This window comes from Sphingopyxis sp. BSNA05, assembly GCF_013265645.1.
In the GTDB taxonomy this organism is placed as follows: domain Bacteria; phylum Pseudomonadota; class Alphaproteobacteria; order Sphingomonadales; family Sphingomonadaceae; genus Parasphingorhabdus.
In genome coordinates, this window is sequence record NZ_PYIA01000101.1 from 31,688 (window position 1) to 51,039 (window position 19,352).

General features: G+C 58.6%; 20 protein-coding genes and 3 pseudogenes. 17 read left to right on the plus strand and 6 right to left on the minus strand.

Annotated features, from left to right (window positions below):
• Nucleotide 1: 1 nt before the first annotated feature.
• Genes coaE through C8024_RS11805 form a run of 4 tightly spaced genes read right to left on the minus strand, consistent with a single transcriptional unit; the run spans nucleotide 2 to nucleotide 2,865 of the window.
• The gene (gene coaE / locus C8024_RS11790) at nucleotides 2-610 is read right to left on the minus strand and encodes a dephospho-CoA kinase (RefSeq protein WP_100093077.1); all 609 of its coding nucleotides are present in this window, start codon (nucleotides 608-610) and stop codon (nucleotides 2-4) included.
• Nucleotides 607-1,425: a shikimate dehydrogenase gene (aroE, locus tag C8024_RS11795; protein ID WP_173205376.1), complete on the minus strand. Its 819-nt coding sequence runs from the start codon at nucleotides 1,423-1,425 to the stop codon at nucleotides 607-609. The genes coaE and aroE overlap by 4 nt, the downstream gene beginning before the upstream one ends.
• Nucleotides 1,422-2,027 (minus strand): nucleoside triphosphate pyrophosphatase, encoded by a 606-nt coding sequence (locus C8024_RS11800; RefSeq protein ID WP_173205379.1) that lies wholly within the window; start codon nucleotides 2,025-2,027, stop codon nucleotides 1,422-1,424. The genes aroE and C8024_RS11800 overlap by 4 nt, the downstream gene beginning before the upstream one ends.
• A complete protein-coding gene (locus C8024_RS11805; RefSeq protein ID WP_100093080.1) occupies nucleotides 2,020-2,865 on the minus strand; it encodes a pyruvate, water dikinase regulatory protein in 846 nt (281 codons plus the stop codon). The genes C8024_RS11800 and C8024_RS11805 overlap by 8 nt, the downstream gene beginning before the upstream one ends.
• Nucleotides 2,866-3,165: 300 nt before the next feature.
• On the opposite strand from C8024_RS11805, the pseudogene hemE reads away from it, so the two are divergent.
• From hemE to C8024_RS11835, 6 genes and pseudogenes are all read left to right on the plus strand, one after another.
• Nucleotides 3,166-4,198: pseudogene (hemE, locus tag C8024_RS11810) on the plus strand (uroporphyrinogen decarboxylase).
• Nucleotides 4,195-4,637, plus strand: a pseudogene (locus C8024_RS11815) (CopD family protein). Before hemE ends, C8024_RS11815 begins: the two co-directional pseudogenes overlap by 4 nt.
• A 146-nt stretch (nucleotides 4,638-4,783) precedes the next feature.
• Nucleotides 4,784-6,040, plus strand: a complete 1,257-nt coding sequence (gene rho / locus C8024_RS11820; RefSeq protein ID WP_100093083.1) for a transcription termination factor Rho — start codon at nucleotides 4,784-4,786, stop codon at nucleotides 6,038-6,040.
• An 18-nt stretch (nucleotides 6,041-6,058) separates the two neighbouring features.
• Nucleotides 6,059-6,358: an antibiotic biosynthesis monooxygenase gene (locus tag C8024_RS11825; RefSeq protein WP_173205382.1), complete on the plus strand. Its 300-nt coding sequence runs from the start codon at nucleotides 6,059-6,061 to the stop codon at nucleotides 6,356-6,358.
• Nucleotides 6,351-7,079 carry a YjbE family putative metal transport protein gene (locus tag C8024_RS11830; protein WP_173205384.1) on the plus strand — a complete coding sequence of 243 codons (729 nt, stop codon included), beginning with the start codon at nucleotides 6,351-6,353 and terminating at the stop codon, nucleotides 7,077-7,079. Before C8024_RS11825 ends, C8024_RS11830 begins: the two co-directional genes overlap by 8 nt.
• A 37-nt stretch (nucleotides 7,080-7,116) precedes the next feature.
• Nucleotides 7,117-7,551, plus strand: coding sequence for a hypothetical protein (locus C8024_RS11835; protein WP_173205387.1), 435 nt, complete (start codon nucleotides 7,117-7,119; stop codon nucleotides 7,549-7,551).
• Here C8024_RS11835 and C8024_RS11840 read toward each other — a convergent pair.
• Together C8024_RS11840 and C8024_RS11845 are read right to left on the minus strand one after the other, a co-directional pair.
• A complete protein-coding gene (locus C8024_RS11840; RefSeq protein ID WP_173205390.1) occupies nucleotides 7,548-7,949 on the minus strand; it encodes a nuclear transport factor 2 family protein in 402 nt (133 codons plus the stop codon). The genes C8024_RS11835 and C8024_RS11840 overlap by 4 nt on opposite strands.
• On the minus strand, nucleotides 7,946-8,644 hold the full coding sequence (locus C8024_RS11845; protein ID WP_173205393.1) for a dienelactone hydrolase family protein: 699 nt from the start codon (nucleotides 8,642-8,644) through the stop codon (nucleotides 7,946-7,948). The genes C8024_RS11840 and C8024_RS11845 overlap by 4 nt, the downstream gene beginning before the upstream one ends.
• A 132-nt stretch (nucleotides 8,645-8,776) precedes the next feature.
• Between C8024_RS11845 and C8024_RS11850 the strand changes: the two genes are divergently transcribed.
• The 11 genes and pseudogenes from C8024_RS11850 to C8024_RS11900 all read left to right on the plus strand — a co-directional run bounded on the left by C8024_RS11850 (nucleotide 8,777) and on the right by C8024_RS11900 (nucleotide 19,302).
• Nucleotides 8,777-9,049 (plus strand): DUF6489 family protein, encoded by a 273-nt coding sequence (locus C8024_RS11850; protein WP_100093089.1) that lies wholly within the window; start codon nucleotides 8,777-8,779, stop codon nucleotides 9,047-9,049.
• Between the two features lie 18 nt (nucleotides 9,050-9,067).
• Nucleotides 9,068-10,363 (plus strand): tRNA uridine-5-carboxymethylaminomethyl(34) synthesis GTPase MnmE, encoded by a 1,296-nt coding sequence (gene mnmE, locus C8024_RS11855; protein WP_173205395.1) that lies wholly within the window; start codon nucleotides 9,068-9,070, stop codon nucleotides 10,361-10,363.
• Between the two features lie 74 nt (nucleotides 10,364-10,437).
• Nucleotides 10,438-12,303: a tRNA uridine-5-carboxymethylaminomethyl(34) synthesis enzyme MnmG gene (mnmG, locus tag C8024_RS11860; protein ID WP_173205397.1), complete on the plus strand. Its 1,866-nt coding sequence runs from the start codon at nucleotides 10,438-10,440 to the stop codon at nucleotides 12,301-12,303.
• A pseudogene (gene rsmG / locus C8024_RS11865) lies at nucleotides 12,300-12,915 on the plus strand (16S rRNA (guanine(527)-N(7))-methyltransferase RsmG). Before mnmG ends, rsmG begins: the two are co-directional and overlap by 4 nt.
• Nucleotides 12,916-12,943: 28 nt before the next feature.
• Entirely contained in the window at nucleotides 12,944-13,726 is a 783-nt protein-coding gene (locus C8024_RS11870; protein ID WP_100093092.1) for a ParA family protein, read from the plus strand.
• Entirely contained in the window at nucleotides 13,726-14,679 is a 954-nt protein-coding gene (locus tag C8024_RS11875) for a ParB/RepB/Spo0J family partition protein (RefSeq protein ID WP_173205493.1), read from the plus strand. The genes C8024_RS11870 and C8024_RS11875 overlap by 1 nt, the downstream gene beginning before the upstream one ends.
• Before the next feature lie 266 nt (nucleotides 14,680-14,945).
• Nucleotides 14,946-15,437 (plus strand): DUF4402 domain-containing protein, encoded by a 492-nt coding sequence (locus C8024_RS11880; RefSeq protein WP_173205400.1) that lies wholly within the window; start codon nucleotides 14,946-14,948, stop codon nucleotides 15,435-15,437.
• Between the two features lie 230 nt (nucleotides 15,438-15,667).
• Complete coding sequence (locus C8024_RS11885; protein ID WP_173205403.1) at nucleotides 15,668-16,510, plus strand: molecular chaperone; 843 nt, start codon at nucleotides 15,668-15,670, stop codon at nucleotides 16,508-16,510.
• Nucleotides 16,511-16,569: 59 nt separating this feature from the next.
• Nucleotides 16,570-17,490 (plus strand): hypothetical protein, encoded by a 921-nt coding sequence (locus tag C8024_RS11890; protein ID WP_173205406.1) that lies wholly within the window; start codon nucleotides 16,570-16,572, stop codon nucleotides 17,488-17,490.
• A 55-nt stretch (nucleotides 17,491-17,545) separates the two neighbouring features.
• The gene (locus C8024_RS11895; protein ID WP_173205409.1) at nucleotides 17,546-18,235 is read left to right on the plus strand and encodes a hypothetical protein; all 690 of its coding nucleotides are present in this window, start codon (nucleotides 17,546-17,548) and stop codon (nucleotides 18,233-18,235) included.
• Nucleotides 18,178-19,302 (plus strand): carboxypeptidase-like regulatory domain-containing protein, encoded by a 1,125-nt coding sequence (locus C8024_RS11900; protein ID WP_173205412.1) that lies wholly within the window; start codon nucleotides 18,178-18,180, stop codon nucleotides 19,300-19,302. The genes C8024_RS11895 and C8024_RS11900 overlap by 58 nt, the downstream gene beginning before the upstream one ends.
• Nucleotides 19,303-19,352 lie beyond the last annotated feature (50 nt).

The following is a 19,352-nucleotide window of genomic DNA, read 5'->3' on the forward strand; positions in this document are numbered from 1 at the left end:
GTTACGCAAGGGCAGCTTTCAGTTTTTGAACAAGTTTACGCACCTGCTGACGGGTTTCTGCCAGTGGCAGCGATGTGTCGATGACGGAATCGGCCTTTTCGCGCTTTTCCGCGTCCGGCATTTGCAGCGCCTTGATGTGGGAAAAGCGCTCTTCGCTCATGCCGGGCCGGGCGAGAACACGGTCCCGCTGATGGTCTTCGCCGGCCGAGACGACGACGATATGATCGACACCCTGAGCGCCCGATTTCTCGAACAATAGCGGAATGTCGAACAGGATCATCGGCCGATGCCGATTCTCTTCGAGGAAGGCGATACGCATCTCGCCCACGGCTGGATGAATCAGCTTTTCGAGCTTTTGCATGGCGCCCGGATCGCCGAGCACCGCCGCACCCAGTTTCTGCCGGTCGACGCCTTGGCTGTTCGTGGTGCCGGGAAACAGCGCTTCGATCTCTTCGACCAGCGCACCATCCCGGCCCTGGAGCTCGTGGACAGCGGCATCGGCGTCAAACAGCGGCACGCCTTCATCGACAAACATCTGCGCCACCGTGGATTTGCCCATGCCGATCGAGCCGGTGAGTCCGATGATGAAGGGCCGGGTCCGGTCGGTCATGCGATCAGCCGCTTTCTCAATTCTTCGTCATCTTCCATCGGCGGCGTCGCACCGAAGAACAGTTCAAAGGCGAGCGCGGCCTGGCCGATCAGCATGTCGAGACCATCGACCACCGCCAGGTCCCGCTTCCGGGCCGCGCGCAGCAGACCGGTGTTCAGCGGTGCGTAGACCAGATCATAGACCAGCGCATCGGCCGGCTGGGGACCGAGATCCAGCTCGAGCGGCGGCTTGCCGGTCATCCCGAGCGGGCTCGCATTGATCAGCAGATCGGCTGCGGGCAATTGCGCGTCCATCGGTATCACGCCACCCTTGGCCGAGGCCTGCATCAGCAAGCCGGTGGCTTTCAAGCCGTTGCGCGCGACAATGGTAATCTCGCCGATGCCGGCCTGTTTCAGCGCGAACAATACGGCCCGAGCCGCACCGCCGGCACCGATGACCACGGCATGTTTGCCCGACCAGTCAGTGTCGGCGATCGGGGCGAAAAATCCCGCGGCGTCGGTATTGGTTCCCATCAGGCTGCCGTCATCCTGCCGGACAATCGTATTCATCGCGCCGATCTTGTCCCGCACACCACCCGGATCGGCGACCAGATCGAGCATGGCGATCTTGTGCGGCAAGGTCACATTGCATCCCCGCCAGGCCGGATCGGCGCGACGCCGCTCGATATAGCCGGGCAGTTCGTCGGGCGTGACATGGCAAGCGCGATAATCCGCCTTGATATCCAGCCGGTCGAGCCAGAATTTGTGGATCAGCGGCGACTTGCTCTGGGCGATCGGATCTCCGATCACCTCGGCATAAGGCATTTCTGTGGTCATGACGGTAAGATACCCCGGATACGAAGATAGTCCAGCAGATGCAGAAGCGGCAGGCCCATGATCGTGAACAGGCTGCCGTTGATGGCGGAGAAAAGCTGCGCGCCCCGGCCCTCGATTTCATAGCAGCCTACACAATGGCGGATTTTGCCCCACTCCGTTTCCACATATTGCGCAATGAATGCATCGCTCAACGGGCGAACGGTCAGCGTCGCAATATCGACATGGCGCCAGACCGGCTTGCCCTGTTCGGCGATCACGGCAGCGCTGAACAGCTTGTGCTTCCGGCCGGACAGCAATTTCAGATGGGCTATCGCGTCGGCCTGGTCGACCGGCTTGTCGAGCATGCTGCCGTCTTCTAGCGCCAGTACCTGGTCGCCGCCCAGCACCAGTCCCGCGCCGATCCGCTGCGACAGCCGGACCGCTTTCGCCTCGGCCAGCGCGTCGGCAAGATTGCGCGCGGTCACGCCTTCGCTTTTGAGGCCGTCCCTCAGCGATTCTTCGTCGACATTCGGCGCAATGGCTTCGACCGTGACACCGGCGGCGGCCAGCATGGCCTGTCTCGCTTTGCTGCGGGACGCCAGTATCAGCGGCACATCATTCATCCGGACCGGCCTTCTGATCTTCCCCGGCGGCAACGTGACGCTCGTTGTAGAGATTGATGATCGCCGCGGCCGATTCCTCGATAGAACGACGGGTAACATCGATCATCGGCCAGCCGTTGTCGGCAAACATGCGGCGGGCATATTGGGTTTCGGCCTTGACCTTCTCTTCGTTGACATAGTCGGTTTCCGGCGCCTGGTTCAGTGACAGCAAGCGGTTGCGGCGGACCTGCACCAGCCGCGATGCGCCGGTGATCAGGCCGACGACCAGCGGGTTTTTCAGATGGAACAGGGAATCGGGCGGCGGCGATTCCGGCACGATCGGAATATTGGCGGTCTTGTAGCCGCGATTGGCGAGATAGATGGAGGTCGGGGTTTTCGACGTCCGCGAAACGCCGGCGAGCACGATATCGGCCTCTTCCCAATTTTCCCAACCGACGCCGTCATCATGGGCAATGGTGAACTGGATCGCTTCCACCCGGGCAAAATAGGCCGCATCGAGAATATGCTGGCGGCCGGGCCGGGCCTTGGCTTCCTGACCCAGCATATTGGACAGCGCATCGGTCACCGTATCGAGCGCCGGAACCGAGGGCAGGCCCAGATGCCGGCATTCGCGCTCCAGCTTTGCCCTGATGTCGCGGTTGACGATGGTAAATATCACCAGCCCCGGATTGTCCGCCACTTCGACCAATATCCGGTTGAGATGCTTCTCGGAGCGGACCATAGGCCAGAAATGCTTGATAATCTCGACACCGTCAAACTGGGCCAGCGCCGCTTTGGCGATATTTTCCAGGGTCTCGCCGGTGGAATCCGACAGCAGATGAAGGTGGAGACGATTCATGGCCTAAGCTTTGTGATTTCACGGGGGATAAAGCAAGGGATGAAAATGTGGATAAGTGGTCGGACAATATTCTTCCCCGACGTCCGCAATTTCATCCACAGCGGATCAACATTGATCGATTCAATCAACAGTCTGTGGATAACGGGGATGAGATTTCGGAATCGGTCAAATTTTCATCAACCAGCCCCTGTCAATCTGTTTGTAATCGCGGCGCTCGCGGGTTACCGCCTTTTCCACGCTCTATCATCAACAACAATCTAATATAATATATAAGATAATATAATGGGTAACCGTCTCGCTATGCCGAATGGACATGAATCACAGAAAATTCTCCTGCAGACATTGCTCGGCAAGAAAAGTGATCAAACGCCGGTCTGGCTGATGCGCCAGGCAGGTCGTTATCTGCCGGAATACCGGGATTTGCGGGCCAAAAAGGGCGGATTCCTGGAACTTTGCTATGATGCCGAGGCTGCGGCCGAGGTGACCTTGCAGCCGATCCGCCGTTTCGGTTTCGACGGCGCGATTCTGTTTTCCGACATTTTGATCGTACCCCATGCGATGGGCCAGAAGCTCTGGTTTGAGACGGGGGAAGGACCCCGGCTGGCCCCCAAGCTGCTGGATGCTGCTTTGGGCTCTCTGGAGGCTGATCCCGAGCATTTTGAGGCTATCTATGCCACAGTCCGGTCCGTCGCTTCGCAGCTCGATGACAAAACGACCTTCATGGGCTTCGCCGGAAGCCCGTGGACGATCGCAACCTATATGGTCAACGGCCAGGGCAGCAAGGACCAGGCAGCCACGCGCCGCTTTGCCTATCGTGACGAGGCGGCCTTCGGCGAGCTGATCGCCGCCATTGTCGACAATACGGTCACCTATCTGCTCGGCCAGATCGAGGCCGGCGTCGATGCTTTGCAATTGTTCGACAGCTGGGCCGGATCCCTGTCACCCGCGCAATTTGAAAATGGGTGATCGCGCCCAATGCGGAAATTATCGCGCGGTTGAAAGCGGTTCATCCCGATCTGCCGATCATCGGTTTTCCGAAAGGTGCGGGCGCCAAATTGCTCGCTTATGCCCGCGAGACCGGCGCCGATGCGATTGGCCTCGATGAAACCGTGGACCCCGTCTGGGCGCATGAGAATCTGCCGAACGATTTGCCGTTGCAGGGCAATCTCGACCCGCTGGCGCTGATTGCCGGCGGCGAAGCGCTGGAACAATCGGTCCGGCATATCCTGCAGGTTTTGAAGATCGCCCGCATATTTTCAATCTTGGTCACGGCATTTTACCGGACACGCCCATTGAACATGTTGAAAAGCTGCTTACACTTGTGAGGCAATGAATGAAATTTTGTCGATGCTCTATCTCTGGTTGAAAGCGGCCCATCTGATCTTCGTGATTTTCTGGATGGCAGGGCTGTTCATGATGCCGCGTTTCTTTGTCTATCATCAGGAAACCGCGGTCGGTTCGGAAGAAGACGGGAAATGGATCGAGCGCGAGGGCAAGCTCCGGAAGATCATTCTCAATCCTTCCTTGATCATTGTCTGGATCGTCGGATTGGCGCTCGCTTATAATATCGGCGCTTTCAGCCAGGGCTGGTTTCACGCCAAATTGCTCGTGGTGCTGGCGCTGACCGGCTATCACGGCTGGATGATGGGCTATGTCAAAAACTGGCCCGTGGCGAGCGGACGATGACCGACAAGGCTTTGCGGCTGGTCAACGAAGTTCCGGGAATTACGGCCGCGATCATCATCATATTGGTAATCGTCAAGCCATTCTGACCGGCTCTGGTTGACACCCAAATGACAAAGGCGTATTTAGACGCCAAAGCCCGTCCGGGCGAATTTTCATGTGAATCGAAGACAGCAACCAGCTGCGCACATGCGGAATTGAAAAATTACCTCCTGACATATCTGGATAAAACTCCATGCATTTAAAAGAATTAAAAGAAAAATCGCCCGCGGACCTGGTCTCGATGGCTGAAGAGCTGGGCGTCGAGGGTGCCTCCACCCTGCGCAAACAGGATCTGATGTTCGCGATCCTCAAGGAACTGGCGGACAATGACGAACAGATCATGGGCGTCGGCACGATCGAAGTGCTGACCGACGGATTTGGCTTCCTGCGCTCGCCCGATGCCAATTATCTGGCCGGTCCCGATGATATTTACGTGTCGCCCAATCAGGTTCGCAAATTCGGCCTGCGCACCGGTGACACCGTCGAAGGCGAAATTCGCGCACCGCGTGACGGAGAACGCTATTTCGCGCTGACCAAGCTGATCTCGATTAATTTCGACGATCCCGACGCCGTTCGTCACCGCGTCAATTTCGACAATCTGACGCCGCTCTATCCGGACGAGAAGCTCAAGCTCGACAGCCTCGACCCGACCGAAAAAGACAAGTCCGCCCGGGTGATCGATATCATCTCGCCGCAGGGCAAGGGCCAGCGCGCCCTGATCGTGGCACCGCCACGGACCGGTAAAACCGTGCTGCTGCAGAATATTGCCAAGGCGATCACCGACAACCATCCGGAGATTTATCTCTTGGTGTTGCTGATCGACGAACGGCCGGAAGAAGTGACCGACATGCAGCGCTCGGTGAAGGGCGAAGTCATCAGCTCGACCTTTGACGAGCCCGCGACCCGCCACGTCCAGGTCGCCGAAATGGTGATCGAAAAGGCCAAGCGCCTGGTCGAGCACAAGCATGATGTTGTCATCCTGCTCGACTCCATCACCCGTCTCGGCCGTGCCTATAACACCGTCGTTCCCAGCTCCGGCAAGGTGCTGACCGGTGGTGTTGACGCCAACGCCCTGCAGCGTCCGAAGCGCTTTTTCGGCGCGGCGCGGAATATCGAGGAAGGCGGTTCGCTGTCGATCATCGCGACCGCATTGATCGATACCGGCAGCCGGATGGACGAAGTGATCTTCGAAGAATTCAAGGGCACCGGCAACTCGGAAATCGTGCTGGACCGCAAGGTTGCGGACAAGCGTATCTTCCCGGCGCTCGATGTCGGCAAGTCCGGTACCCGCAAGGAAGAGCTGCTGGTCGAGGACGAGAAGCTCAAGAAAATGTGGGTCCTTCGCCGTATTCTCATGCAGATGGGCACGATCGACGCGATGGAATTCCTGCTCGACAAGATGAAGGACAGCAAGTCCAACGACGATTTCTTCGACAGTATGAACCAGTAAACTTGTCGGACTGCCCTGGTGATTTTGGAACATGCCATATTGCAGATTCGGCCGGGGCAATCGGCGAGTTTTGAAGCGGCGATGGAGAAAGCCAGACCGCTCATTGCACGTCAGCCGGGTTTTCAGTCGATCGAAGTTCGACCGGAGTCAGGGAACCCGGAACGATATTTGTTGTTGGTGACATGGGACCGGATAGAGTCGCATCGCGACGGATTTCACGGTTCCGAAGATTACCAGCGCTGGCGCGCCTTGCTTCACGCTTTTTACGACCCTATGCCCGAGATAACTTATTACGGACCCGGTATTTTCCATGATTGATCTGATCTCCATCTTTTCCGCCGCCGCCTCCGGGCTCGGTTCGCCCGCTGATATCTGGCAGGCGATTCTCACCGATTTCTCCAAGATCGGCACGCCCGAAGCCATGGCGGCGTTCGGGCAGGTGATCCTGATTGATCTTGTCTTTGCGGCGGATAATGCGATTGTCGTGGGCGCCCTGGCCGGCGGATTACCGGCAGAACAGCGCCGGAAGGTCATTTTGATCGGTATTGGCGCGGCATTGATATTGCGCATCTTGTTCGCATTGATCGTGGTGCAATTGCTTCAGATTGTCGGTTTGGTGCTGGCGGGTGGACTGTTGCTGCTCTGGGTTGCCTGGAACTTCTACCGGGAAATTTTTCACGAAGGAGAGTCGGAAGGCTCGCCGGAAATCGAAGGCGACGAGCATAGCGGTGTCAAATCAGGAAAAACTTTGTGGGCTGCCGCCTGGGCTGTGATGGCCGCCGACGTATCAATGAGCCTCGACAATGTTCTGGGCGTCGCTGGTGCCGCGCGTGAGCATCCCGGTATATTGGTCGTTGGCTTGATCCTGTCGGTCGCGCTGATGGGCCTCGCAGCCAATGTCATCGCCAAATATATCGAGCGCTACAAATGGATCGCCTATCTGGGTCTGGCGGTCATCGTCTATGTCGCCGGCAAGATGATCTATTCAGGCTTGGTCGGTGACGAGCAGACGATCGGGGTGTTGACGCTGTTCGGGTGATTGTTGAGCGGGGCGAAAATTTTCGTAGGATCGATTGGTGTCAGACCAGATGATCCCGATTGCCATTATCAACTCCCGTAGCGAAACCATGGTTGTTGCATCGCTGCTGGATGCAGCCGGGATATTGGTTCACATCGGCGGATATCATCATGCATCGGTGTCGATTTGTCCGCTCGCGCTGGGTGGGTTCCGATTGACGGTGCCAGCGTTTCAACATGCTCAGGCCAGTGCAATCATTCTCGATACACCCGGATTTGGCGAGTTCAGGTTCAGCTATGGTTTGCGACGTGCGGTGGCCAAGTTCTTGTTGGTGTGGGTCGCTACCATCGCTTTGCTGGTCATTCCCAGAATGATTTACGAACCGGAATCCTGGATTCCAAGCCTTGCATTCATCCCGCTTTCTGTTCTCGGTGTTCCGGTGAATCCGCAAGGCTGCAGTGAATATTTTCTGGCCAGGACTGCAGAATCCTAACCCTTCATCTTCTCCAGCATCTTGCCCATTTCTTCCCAGACCTTGTTGATCGCCTTGAGCGGCCGGACCATTACCTTGAAATCCTGAATCTTGCCGTCGTCATTCCAACTGATGATATCGACGCCGTTGACCTGGATCCCGTCTAGCTCGAGTTCGAATTCCAGCATCGCCATATTCTGCGATTCATCAACAATTTCACGGACATAGCGGAAGCTGTCATTGGCGAGCACTACATCAGCAGCGCTGAGATAGGCGACGACCATCGGCTTGCCGGATTGCGGCGTGTGCACGACGGGCGAATGGAACACGGCATCTTCGGCGATCTGGTCGGCCAGACCGGATCCGCCTTTATCCTCGAAATGGTCGTGCCAGACTTTCAGATTGGCGCGCGCGCTCATGCCAGTTGCTCCTTGAAAAAGGCTTCGGTCCGGCTGTCGGCCAATGTCGCGGCGGCTTCATCGCGGCGTGCGCCGAACTGGGCGGCAAAACCGTGATCAAGCCCTTCATAATCGTGCAGCGTCACTTTCGGATGATCATCCAGCCCGGCGTGCATCGCGGCCTGCGCATCGGCAGGGACAAAGCCGTCGGCGGTGGGAATATGCAGCATCACTTCATGGGCAATCGCATGCTTTTCGCCAAGCAGACCGTCGATACCCACGCCATAATAGCCGACAGAAGCCCTGATATCGGTCCGGCAGGCGGTCATGAAGGCGAGGCGGCCACCGAGGCAATAGCCGACACAGCCGACCTTGTGGCTGCCGATGCTGTTCTGGGCGAAATGGATCGTCGCTTCGATGTCGCGAATCCCCTGATCCTGATCAAATTTGCCCATCAGGTCGAGCGCCTGCTGGAATTCCGCTTCCACGTCGGCATCAAGATCCGTGCCTTGGTTAATCCGCCAGAACAGATCGGGGGCAATGGCGAGATAGCCTTTGCCGGCCCAGTCATCGCATTTCGCCCTGATGCCCTTGTTGACCCCGAATATTTCCTGGATGACGATGATTGCAGCGCTGATCTCGCCCTGTGGCCGGGCGATATAGCAGGGAAATTCAGCGTCTCCGCTCAGTGTCTTGATTTGTTCCAACGCGCCCATCGTTACAGCTCCTTTGCATCATCTCTTGATTCTTTGGCTACATTATCCCCATATCAGCTTCAGACAAGGTGGAACATCAACCTGTTGAGTGAGGGGGGAACTCGCTTCGACGGTCAAACAGAGGAAGTCAAAATGAAAGTCACCGTTGAACTGGACTGCACGCCGGAAGAGGCGCGCCGCCTGATCGGTCTGCCCGACGTTGCGAAACTGAACGAAAGCTATGTCCAGGAAATGTCGAAATTCCTGCAGGGCGCCAATTCGGTCGAACAATTGCAGAATTTCACCAAGATCATTGCCCCGATGGGCGAGGCCGGCCTGAAGATGTTTTCCTCTTTTCTGACCGGCGCCATGGGCGCGGCATCGGGTGGTGGAAAATCTTCTTCGACCAAGAAAAAGTCCGATTAGCCCCCGTTTTTCGATTCTATGACCGCCGACGATACCATTTTTGCCCTGTCCAGCGGGCAACCGCCGGCGGCAATCGGAATCCTGCGGATCAGCGGCGCGAAGGCCGGGCAGGCACTAGAATCGCTGACCGGTAACTCACCAGAACCGCGTGTTGCTTTCCTGTCAGATATAACCGATCCGGTTAGTGGAGATCTGCTGGATTCGGCACTGTGTCTCTGGTTCCCCGGCCCGAATAGCGCAACCGGCGAGAATCTGGCCGAGATCCATTGTCATGGCGGTCGGGCGGTTATCCGGGCGATCGAACAGACTCTGGAACAGATGGACGGGTTGCGCCGGGCCGAGCCGGGAGAATTTACCCGCCGTGCCTTCACGTCGGGAAAAATGGACCTGGCAGAAGCCGAGGGCCTGTCCGATCTGCTGTTTGCCGAGACCGAATTGCAGCGCAAGGCAGCGGTGCGCAGCGCCGGCGGCGCCTTGTCGCGCAAGGTCGACGGCTGGCAGCAGATGATATTGCAATTGTCGGCCCGGGTCGAAGCCGAGCTGGATTTTTCCGACGAGGATGATGTTGCCCCGGCGCAAATGGCGCAAATTCAAAATACTGCCCGTTTGCTGGTCGAGGAAATGCAGATCCTTCTGAAACGTCCGCGCGCCGAGAAATTGCGCGATGGTATCAGGGTTGTGCTCGGCGGTCCGCCCAATAGCGGCAAGTCGACCTTGCTCAATGCGCTGGTCGAGCGGGAAGCTGCGATTGTTTCGGATATTGCCGGCACCACGCGCGATGTGATCGAGGTGCCGATTGCGCTCGGCGGGATTCCCTTTCTCTTCATTGATACCGCCGGTGTTCGCGAAACCGGTGCGGAGGCCATCGAGCAGATTGGCATCGACCGGGCGCGGCAACAATTTGCCGAGGCGGATATCATCTTATGGCTGGGCGAAGAGGGGGAGGGACCGGATCGCGACAATCTGATCGAGATCAGCTCGCGCTGCGACCATCCGGATTACACGCCGAAGGCCGCTGCGGCATTTACCCTGTCGCCGGTCAGCGGTCAGGGAATGGACCTCCTCGTCGATCATCTTGTGGAAAGAGCCCGACATATATTACCGGACGCCGATCAGGTCAGCGTCAACGCGCGTCAGGCGGATCGTCTCTCTGCGGCTTGCCAGAGTCTGGATGCAATGGAAGGCGAACAGGATTATCTGATTGTTGCAGAACATCTGCGCATGGCCCGCAAGGCACTCGACGAAATCACCGGCAAGGCCAGCACCGAGCATATGCTCGACGGACTGTTCGGAAAATTCTGCATCGGCAAGTGATTGTTCCACGTGGAACAGCAGGGCGTGAACGGTAGGTTTTGACCTGCAATCGCGCTTCCGCTATGGGCCGCGCTATGACGCAGACATTTGACATCATCGTCGTGGGCGGTGGCCATGCCGGTTGCGAAGCAGCCGCGGTGGCCGCGCGCATGGGTGTATCCACAGCGCTGGTCAGCTTCACCAAAGACAGCATTGGCGCCATGTCCTGCAATCCGGCAATTGGCGGACTGGGCAAGGGCCATCTCGTACGCGAAGTCGATGCCTTTGACGGGCTGATCGGGCGCGCCGCCGATGCCGCCGCGATCCATTACCGGATGCTCAACCTGTCCAAGGGCACAGCGGTTCAGGGGCCGAGAATCCAGGCGGACCGGAAGCTTTACAAGGCGGCGATTCATCGCCTGATCGATGCGCAGGACCATCTGACGATTATCGAGGGCGAGGTCGCCAGTCTGGTCATGTCAGAATCGCAGGTCACCGGCACCCGCATGGCCGACGGTTCAACGATCAACGCTCAAGCCGTCATCCTGGCAACCGGAACCTTCCTCAATGGCAAACTGTTCCGCGGCGAAGAAACGCTTGAGGGCGGACGGACAGGCGAGGCTGCATCGGTTTCCCTCGGGCAGCAAATTCGTGATGCCGGTCTGCCGATCGCGCGTTTGAAAACCGGAACGCCGCCGCGGCTTGATGGCCGGACGATCAACTGGGCTGCCCTGCCGGAACAGCCGTCTGATGACGAACAGTGGACCATGTCGCCGCTGTCAAATGGGCGAACGGTTCCCCAGACATTTTGCGCCGTCAGCCGGACCACAGCCGAAACCCATGAGATCATTCGCGGCTCGCTCGATCGTTCGCCTCTGTTCAGCGGCGCGATCGATGCGCAGGGTCCGCGCTATTGCCCGTCGATCGAGGACAAGATTCACCGTTTCGCCGACCGGGATTCGCATCAGGTGTTTCTGGAGCCGGAAGGTCTCGATACCGATCTCGTCTATCCGAACGGTATCAGCACCTCGCTTCCCGCCGATGTCCAGCTGGCTTTCGTGCGCACGATGGAAGGTCTCGAGCAGGCGGAAATATTGGTGCCGGGCTATGCGGTGGAATATGACCATATCGATCCGCGCGCGCTGGATCGCTCGCTGAAAGTCCGCGATCTGGAGGGCCTCTATTGTGCTGGCCAGATCAATGGCACCACCGGCTATGAAGAAGCGGCAGCCCAGGGACTGATCGCCGGACTGGGCGCGGCTTGCGCGGTTCAGGACAAGGACGCGCCTGTGCTGGATCGCGGCACCAGCTATATGGCGGTGATGATCGATGACCTGGTTCTGCAGGGCGTCACCGAACCCTATCGCATGCTCACGGCGCGGGCGGAATATCGCCTGCGCTTGCGGGCGGACAATGCCTCGACCCGATTGACGCCGATTGCCATGGAGGCGGGTTGCGTATCACGCGAGCGCGGCGACTGGTTCTCCGCTCGTCAGCAGCAGCGCAACCATATTCTTAGCAAGCTGGAAAGCATATATTCCAGCGAAGATCTGGTGAAGGCGGGGATTGAAGTCCGGCGCGACGGAACCCGGCAAAGCCTGTTCCAGTGGCTTCGTTTTCCCAATATCAGCATCACTGCGCTGGAAGACTTGGAAGCATGTTTGACCGGAGCGGAGCCGGCCCTGATGCTCGAAATCGAAGAGGATGCCCGCTACGCGCCCTATCTCGAACGGCAGGAATCCGAGTTGCGCGATCTGCGGGCCAATGAGCAGATCCGTCTCGGAGATGATCTTGATTATGCCGGTATCGCAGGCCTCTCCAACGAAATGGTCGAGCGGTTGACGACAGCGCGTCCCGAGACTTTGGCCGCGGCGTCGCGGATCCGTGGTATTACGCCGGCGGCTCTCGCAGCGATACTCGTCCACGCAAGGCGCCGCGATGCCAGGAATATCGCGGCATGACCGAGGAAGAGGCGCAAGCCTGGCTTCGCGCTGAATATGATGTTTCACGTGAAACATGGGAGCGACTGGAAGCCTTCAACGCCCTGTTGCGAGACGAGATGCAGCGCCAGAATCTGATTTCCAGAGCCAGCGCCGACAGCCTCTGGGCGCGCCATATCGTCGATAGCGCGCAACTTCTGCGCTATGCACCAACGCCCGATTCCGGCAAAATCTGGCTGGATCTGGGTACCGGTGCCGGTTTCCCGGGTATGATTATCGCCATATTGACGCGTTACCAGGTCCGGATGGTAGAATCGCGCAAACGCCGTGTCGAATTTCTGAACGACGTCATCGCGAAAACCGGGATCGCGGAACATGCTTCCGTGATCGCCGATCGGCTGGAAAATGTCGAAAGCTTCCCGGTCGATGTCATAAGTGCTCGCGCTTTTGCACCTTTGGAACGGCTCATCGCACTTTCACACCGTTTTCCACAAAAATACGCTTTGGCTCTTACCAAAAGGCAAAAATGCGGTAAGGGAGTTGAAAGGCCTGTCGCCAAAACGGCAAAAAATGTTTCACGTGGAACATAGTTTGACCGATCCGGACGCCGGTATATTGGTGGGAAAGGGCTAGAAACCTAATTTCTAGGGTAGAACTGCAGATGGTTCGTATCGCAATAGCCAATCAAAAAGGCGGAGTGGGCAAGACCACCACGGCAATCAACATGGCTACGGCACTGGCCGCGAGCGGCTGGAAAGTCCTGTTGATCGACCTTGATCCGCAGGGCAATGCTTCCACCGGTCTCGGTCTGTCGCAGGGCGACCGCGTCAACAGCAGCTATGATCTGCTGATCAATGATGTCTCGCTGACTGATTGCATCAACCAGACAAAGGTGCCCGGACTGGAAATCGTTCCCGCCACCGTTGATCTGTCCGGTGCCGAAGTGGAACTGGTGGAATTTGAAGAGCGGACGCACCGGCTGAAAAAGGCGCTCGATGCGGCCGACAACGGGCGCTGGGATATCATTCTTGTGGACTGCCCGCCGTCGCTCGGCTTGCTGACGCTCAACGCGATGGTCGCCGTTGAATCGCTGCTGGTGCCCTTGCAGTGCGAATTTTTCGCGCTCGAAGGCCTGAGCCAGTTGTTGCAGACGGTGGAACGCATCCGCGCCCGCTTCAATCGCCAGCTCTCGGTGATGGGCGTGGTCCTGACCATGTATGACCGCCGCAACAAGCTGACCGAACAGGTCTCCGACGATGTCAGGGCCTGTCTCGGCGACGTGGTGTTCGAAACCGTGATACCGCGCAATGTCCGTCTGTCCGAAGCACCGAGTCACGGACTTCCCGCGCTGATCTATGATTATCGCTGCAGCGGATCGGTCGCCTATATCGATCTTGCCCGCGAGCTGATCGAGCGTCTTCCAGACCGAAAGGTGGCCGCTTGATGGACGAGGACCAGGCGCTCAACGAAAAGGCGAAGAAGGCACCGAAGCGAGCAACCGGGCTGGGCAGGGGGCTGAACAGCCTGTTTGGCGAAATCCAGCGCGAAGAACCGATCGTCACCAGCGAACCCGCCGAAAGCAATAACGATGCACCGGAGAGCGTGGTCGATGGGCTGCGCTCGATTGCGGTTTCCGATATCCGGCCCAATCCCGACCAGCCACGCCAGCATTTCGATACCGATGCGCTGGACGAACTGGCCAACAGTATGCGGCAACGCGGTGTCATCCAGCCGATCGTGGTTCGGCCGCACGGCAAGACGTTCCAGATTGTCGCCGGCGAACGCCGGTGGCGGGCTGCACAGCGGGCCCGGCTGCATCAGATCCCCGCGGTCGTCCGCCATCTCAACGATGAAGAAACATTCGAGATCGCAATCGTCGAGAATGTCCAGCGCAAGGATCTGAATATCATCGAAGAGGCGGAAGCCTATGCGCGGTTGAGCACCGATTATGGCCACAGCCAGACAAGGCTGGCCGAGATCGTCGGAAAATCGCGCAGCCATATCGCCAATATCATGCGCTTGCTGGAACTGCCGGCCAGCGTCAAAAGCCTGGTCGTCGATGAAAAACTGACCATGGGGCACGCGCGGGCCCTGATCAACGCGCCCAATGCGGAAGAACTGGCGCCGCAAATTGCGAAAAAGGGACTGTCGGTCCGCGATGTCGAACGGCTCGTGCGCAAATCGATGGCGGTCAAGAAGCCGATGTCGGCGAAGAAAATGGCCGCCATGTCAGAGACCGATGCGGATATCCAGGCGCTGGAAGCGCATCTTGGCGATCTGCTCGGACTGAACGTCAAGATCCAGTCGAACGGCCAGGGCGGAACGATGGCTATCGAATATGCCAATCTCGATCAGCTCGATCTGATTTGCCAGCGCCTTACCGGCGAACATATTTGATACCGGACGGCCGCAAATGGCCTCTCGGGCCGGAACACGGCCCTGCCAGGGCAAGGTAACGCGCAGATTAACCCTATATAACCTATATATATCAGGGACTTAATTTGTTAAGCCGAAATTAACCATGACTCACAGCAAAGCCTTATTCTTTCCCTTGGATAAGAGCAGCTGAATGTTGACACAGGCGATAGCAGTCCAGTGGGTTTGGTCTGACTACACCGCATGTGTCCTTTCAATGATGTAACCAAATATAGGGACCAGTAACTATGTCGAAATTTGTGAAAGCCGCTTTGGCTTCTTCCGTGCTCTTGGCTTCTGTCGTGGGCGCAAATGCAGCAGAAGCTGCCACCGCTTCCGCCGATGCGCGCGCCAATATTCTCAAGCAGGTAACCGTTGATTCGAACGAAGTTGATCTCAACTTCGGTACGATCATCACCGGTGCGACCGCGTCGACTGTTTCCGTAAGCACCGCTGGTGTCGGCGCCTGTGGCACCGGACTCGTCTGCTCGGGTACGCCTACCGCTGCCGGTTTCACCATTAACGGCACATCCGGTGCAACCGTCGACATTTCGGTCGACTCTTCGGTGACCCTGAACGGACCTAGCGGAACCATGACCGCTGCCCTGACGTCGAGCAATTCCACGCTCGTTCTGGACGGTACCGACAGTTTCGCTGTTGGCGGCACGCTGAGCGTTGCGGCTAACCAGGCTGATGGTGCCTATTCCGGTACGTTCAGCGTATCGGTCGACTATCAGTAATAGCTGATCGGGCGGGTCCAATACCCGCCACAAGTTTTTAACACGGGAAGCCCGTCTGCAGCCCAGCTTGCAGGCGGGTTTTTCTTCATATATCACGCTTGCCGAAGCCGGACGCCGCGCAAAAATCCGGCATGGTTAGCGCTTTGGTAACCCTCTTTGCGCATAAGGGTGCTGTGGGAAAAGGCCGTACCGGCCGACCTATCCGTATGACCAGCAAGGCGGAGATTATCATGACCATTCAGGGTTTCAAGACGTTCAGAAAATACAGCATCATGCTGGGCGCGATCGCGTCCGCACTATCACTGCCATCGACACCGGCCTATGCCGCCGGCGATCTACTGGTCGCTCCGACCCGGGTGGTGCTCGACGGGGAGCGCGGTACCGAGGTGATCCTGAACAATATCGGATCCGAAACCGCCACCTACCGGATTTCCATGGAGTTGCGGCGGATGACCGCCGACGGCCGTCTGGAAGATGTGCCGGAAGACCAGATCAACGAGATCGAGACAGCGTCGAAGGCGATGATCCGCTACGCGCCGCGCCGGGTTACGCTGCCGCCAAACCAGCCGCAGGCCATTCGTCTGGGCGTGAGAGCACCCGACGGTCTCGCGGACGGGGAATATCGCGTCCATCTCCTTTTCCGCGCCATCCCGAAGGCCCGTTCGGTGACCGAACAGTCGGCGACCGAGGGCGGGCTGACAATCGCCCTGACGCCTATTTATGGCGTGACCATTCCGGTCATCGTCCGCCAGGGAAATCTCCAGGCAACCGCCGCCATCGCCAACGGACGTATGGAACAGAATGCGGAAGGCCAGTCCTTCGCATTCGATCTCAGCCGCTCGGGCAACCGGTCCACCTATGGTGAAATCGTGATTACCAAGCCAGGCGTGGACGAGCCGGTCATGGTGGCCCGCGGTATCGCCGTCTATCCGGAAGTGGAAAAGCGCACGGTAACCTTGCCGGTACCTCCGGAAATCGCGGCCCAGCTCTCCGGACCTATCACCGTGGAATATTACGAGACGGCCAATGCCGGCGGCGGGCTCATCGCCAAAACCGACATGGTTCTTAGATAAAAATTTTATATCAATGACTTAGTGTGGCATCAAGCCGTCACCAAGTCATGATGTAACCCATGATACAGCGAACTGATATAATCGGCCGGGGCTTCAATGCCCTGGTCAAGGCCGCAGGGATCATTGCGATCTCGGCGGCTTCGCTGTTTCTCGGGAATCCGGCCCAGGCGGTCGAAAAATGGACCGCCAGTGATGACGATGCGCTCCTGTTCGATCTGCGTTCGGGCAAATACCGCCTTGGCGACGGTGTCAGGGGTTATCAGACCGACAAGGGCGTATGCGTCGATCTCGCCGATATCATCATTGCCATGGATATTCCGTTGCGTCTGGACAAGAAGTCGCGCCGCGCAACTGGCTGGATCTTTTCCGAGAGCCAGACGCTGACCATCGATCGCGACAGCGCTACGGTACAAAAGGTGAACGCTGGCAAGAAGCTTCTGCCCGACCAGATTCACGATGTGCCCGAGGGCTGGTGCGTCGATGTGAAAAGCCTGTCGGACTGGTTTGCGGTCGATTTCGTTCCCGATCTTTCCAACGCGCTGCTCACTGTTGAATCCGAGACCAAATTGCCCTTCCAGCGCGCGCTGGAACGCAAGGAACAGGCGGCAAAAATCCGGCCGCGCAAGGCGTTCGACCTGTCCTCTCTCCCGCAATCTTCGGAATCCTACAAATTCTGGCGCACACCGTCTGTTGATGCGGTGGTTTCGGGCGGCGGGCTGAGCGACAAACGGTCGGGCCAGAAAGTCGATCTGCAATATGAGCTTTATGCGTCCGGTGAAGTCGGCAAGGCGAGTTTCGATGCCCGGCTTTCCTCCGATAATGACGGTGTTCCCGAAAGCCTGCGGGTCAGGGCCTATCGAACCGACCCCAGGGGCGAACTTCTCGGGCCGCTTCAGGCCACCCATTTTGCCTTGGGCGATGTTTCCACCTTTTCGACTCCGCTGGTTTCCCAGTCGGTCGCCGGACGGGGAGCCTGGTGACCAATCGCCCGATCGAACGGCCCGACAGTTTCGACCGGACGAGTTTCGTGGCGAGTTGCCCAGCGGCTGGGATGCCGAACTTTACCGTAACGGCCAGCTGCTCGCCTTTGCCGAAAACCGTGTCGACGGACGCTATGAATTTATCGACGTGCCGCTGCTTTATGGCCAGAATCGCTTTGAAGTGGTGCTCTACGGTCCGCAGGGGCAGATCCGGCGCGACGTGCAGGTCATCCCGGTGGGCATCGACTCGATCCCGCCCCGCCAGACCTATTATTGGGCCGGTATTCACGAAGCCGGCGAGGATCTGATCCGGCTCGGGGATTTCCTGCCGACCCGTCAGGCGGGCTGGCGTGGCGGCGTGGGACTCGAACGCGGACTCAACGCCAAAACCTCGGTCGCGGCGTCCCTGTTCAGCCTGCAGATTGACGGCAAGCGGCATGATTATCTCGAGGGCTCGGTGCGCCGCGCCGTGGGACCGGCTCTGGTCGAGCTTTCGGCCGCTTCCAATCTTGGCAGCGGCATGGCGATACGCGGCCAGCTGCTTGGCCAGATCGGGGACAGCTATATCACCGCGGAGTCGATCTGGGCGCGCGGCGGTTTCATATCGGACCAGATCGAGAAAACGCGGATTCACGCCACAGCCTGGCGTTTGACCATAGTTTCAAGCTGGGTAGCAAGCTCATACCGGTGCATCTTGACGCGCAATATGAAACGCGTTCGGATGGCCGTGAAAGTCTGGATATAACGGGCCGCATGTCGTTCAATCTCAATCGCCTGTCGCTGACCGGCGAGCTGAGCTGGGAACAGCAGTTCAGCGAATTCGGTCCCGCTCCCTCAGACCGTATCGGAGCCCGGCTGCTCGCCAACGGCCGGATTGGCAAGGTCCGGCTCCGTGGCGAAGCCATCTATCGCGTGGCCCCCGAAAAGCGCTTCGAACAGGTCAATTTTACCGGTGAATGGCGGGCCGGGGAGCGGTCCGACTGGCGGGCCGAACTGGGCTATGACGCCGGGCTTGATCGCGGGCGGGCGGCTATCGGGATCATCCGCCGCTTCGAACGTTTTTCGCTGACCGCGACCGCCGAAGCCGCGACCGATGGTTCGATAGCGGCCGGCCTGAATCTGGCCTTCAGCCTGGGACCCGATCCGCGCAACGGCAAATTCCGCTTCTCGAGCAACAAGCTGGCCAACAACGGCCAGGCGCTGGCCATCGTCTTTCATGACGAAAACCGGGACGGGATTCGCCAGCCCGGTGAATCGCTGGCGGAAAATGTCGAATTGACCGCAGGCCAGTCGGCGGCCTTCACTGCCACCGATATCCGGGGCCGGGCGGTTATCGACAATCTGCAGCCCTTCCGGCCGGTGCTGATCGGGATCGACAGCAGCAGCCTGTCCAGCCCCTATGTGCAACCGGCCCTGCCCGGCGTGGTGATCACGCCGCGGCCCGGAATCGCAACGACGGTCGAACTGCCGCTGGTGAGTGCCGGCGAGGTCGAGGGTACATTGGTTCGCCGGGGCGGCGGCACGATCGCCGGCGTCGGGTTGGAACTTCTCGATGGCGAGGGGCGGGTGGTGCGCGAAACCCGGACCGAGTTTGACGGCTTCTTCCTGTTCGATGGGGTGCCTTATGGCAGCTACACGGTGCGCATCGAGAAATTGTCGGCCCAGGCCATCAGGGTGCCGACGCAATTGACGGCGCGCGCGGTGGTCGACGACGACAATCAGGTTGCCAGACTGGGGGCCGTGACGGTCGGATCGACTGGCAATATGGTGGCCAATGACAGGGATTCGCCGGAACCGACCGGCACACCCTAGCGAGCCGGTGCCAGGCTTCTTGTAACGCTGGCGCTTTCTGTTACTGATTC

What these genes read in the sequence shown, in the direction of transcription:
- C8024_RS11870 (WP_100093092.1), top strand. Translation starts at nt 12,944, where the DNA reads ATGGTTCGTATCGCAATAGCCAATCAAAAAGGCGGAGTGGGCAAGACC.
- C8024_RS11800 (WP_173205379.1), bottom strand. Translation starts at nt 2,027, where the DNA reads ATGAATGATGTGCCGCTGATACTGGCGTCCCGCAGCAAAGCGAGACAG.
- C8024_RS11880 (WP_173205400.1), top strand. Translation starts at nt 14,946, where the DNA reads ATGTCGAAATTTGTGAAAGCCGCTTTGGCTTCTTCCGTGCTCTTGGCT.
- C8024_RS11875 (WP_173205493.1), top strand. Translation starts at nt 13,726, where the DNA reads ATGGACGAGGACCAGGCGCTCAACGAAAAGGCGAAGAAGGCACCGAAG.
- C8024_RS11830 (WP_173205384.1), top strand. Translation starts at nt 6,351, where the DNA reads ATGATTGATCTGATCTCCATCTTTTCCGCCGCCGCCTCCGGGCTCGGT.
- mnmG (WP_173205397.1), top strand. Translation starts at nt 10,438, where the DNA reads ATGACGCAGACATTTGACATCATCGTCGTGGGCGGTGGCCATGCCGGT.
- C8024_RS11885 (WP_173205403.1), top strand. Translation starts at nt 15,668, where the DNA reads ATGACCATTCAGGGTTTCAAGACGTTCAGAAAATACAGCATCATGCTG.
- C8024_RS11845 (WP_173205393.1), bottom strand. Translation starts at nt 8,644, where the DNA reads ATGGGCGCGTTGGAACAAATCAAGACACTGAGCGGAGACGCTGAATTT.
- coaE (WP_100093077.1), bottom strand. Translation starts at nt 610, where the DNA reads ATGACCGACCGGACCCGGCCCTTCATCATCGGACTCACCGGCTCGATC.
- C8024_RS11805 (WP_100093080.1), bottom strand. Translation starts at nt 2,865, where the DNA reads ATGAATCGTCTCCACCTTCATCTGCTGTCGGATTCCACCGGCGAGACC.
- mnmE (WP_173205395.1), top strand. Translation starts at nt 9,068, where the DNA reads ATGACCGCCGACGATACCATTTTTGCCCTGTCCAGCGGGCAACCGCCG.
- aroE (WP_173205376.1), bottom strand. Translation starts at nt 1,425, where the DNA reads ATGACCACAGAAATGCCTTATGCCGAGGTGATCGGAGATCCGATCGCC.
- C8024_RS11890 (WP_173205406.1), top strand. Translation starts at nt 16,570, where the DNA reads ATGATACAGCGAACTGATATAATCGGCCGGGGCTTCAATGCCCTGGTC.
- rho (WP_100093083.1), top strand. Translation starts at nt 4,784, where the DNA reads ATGCATTTAAAAGAATTAAAAGAAAAATCGCCCGCGGACCTGGTCTCG.
- C8024_RS11850 (WP_100093089.1), top strand. Translation starts at nt 8,777, where the DNA reads ATGAAAGTCACCGTTGAACTGGACTGCACGCCGGAAGAGGCGCGCCGC.
- C8024_RS11840 (WP_173205390.1), bottom strand. Translation starts at nt 7,949, where the DNA reads ATGAGCGCGCGCGCCAATCTGAAAGTCTGGCACGACCATTTCGAGGAT.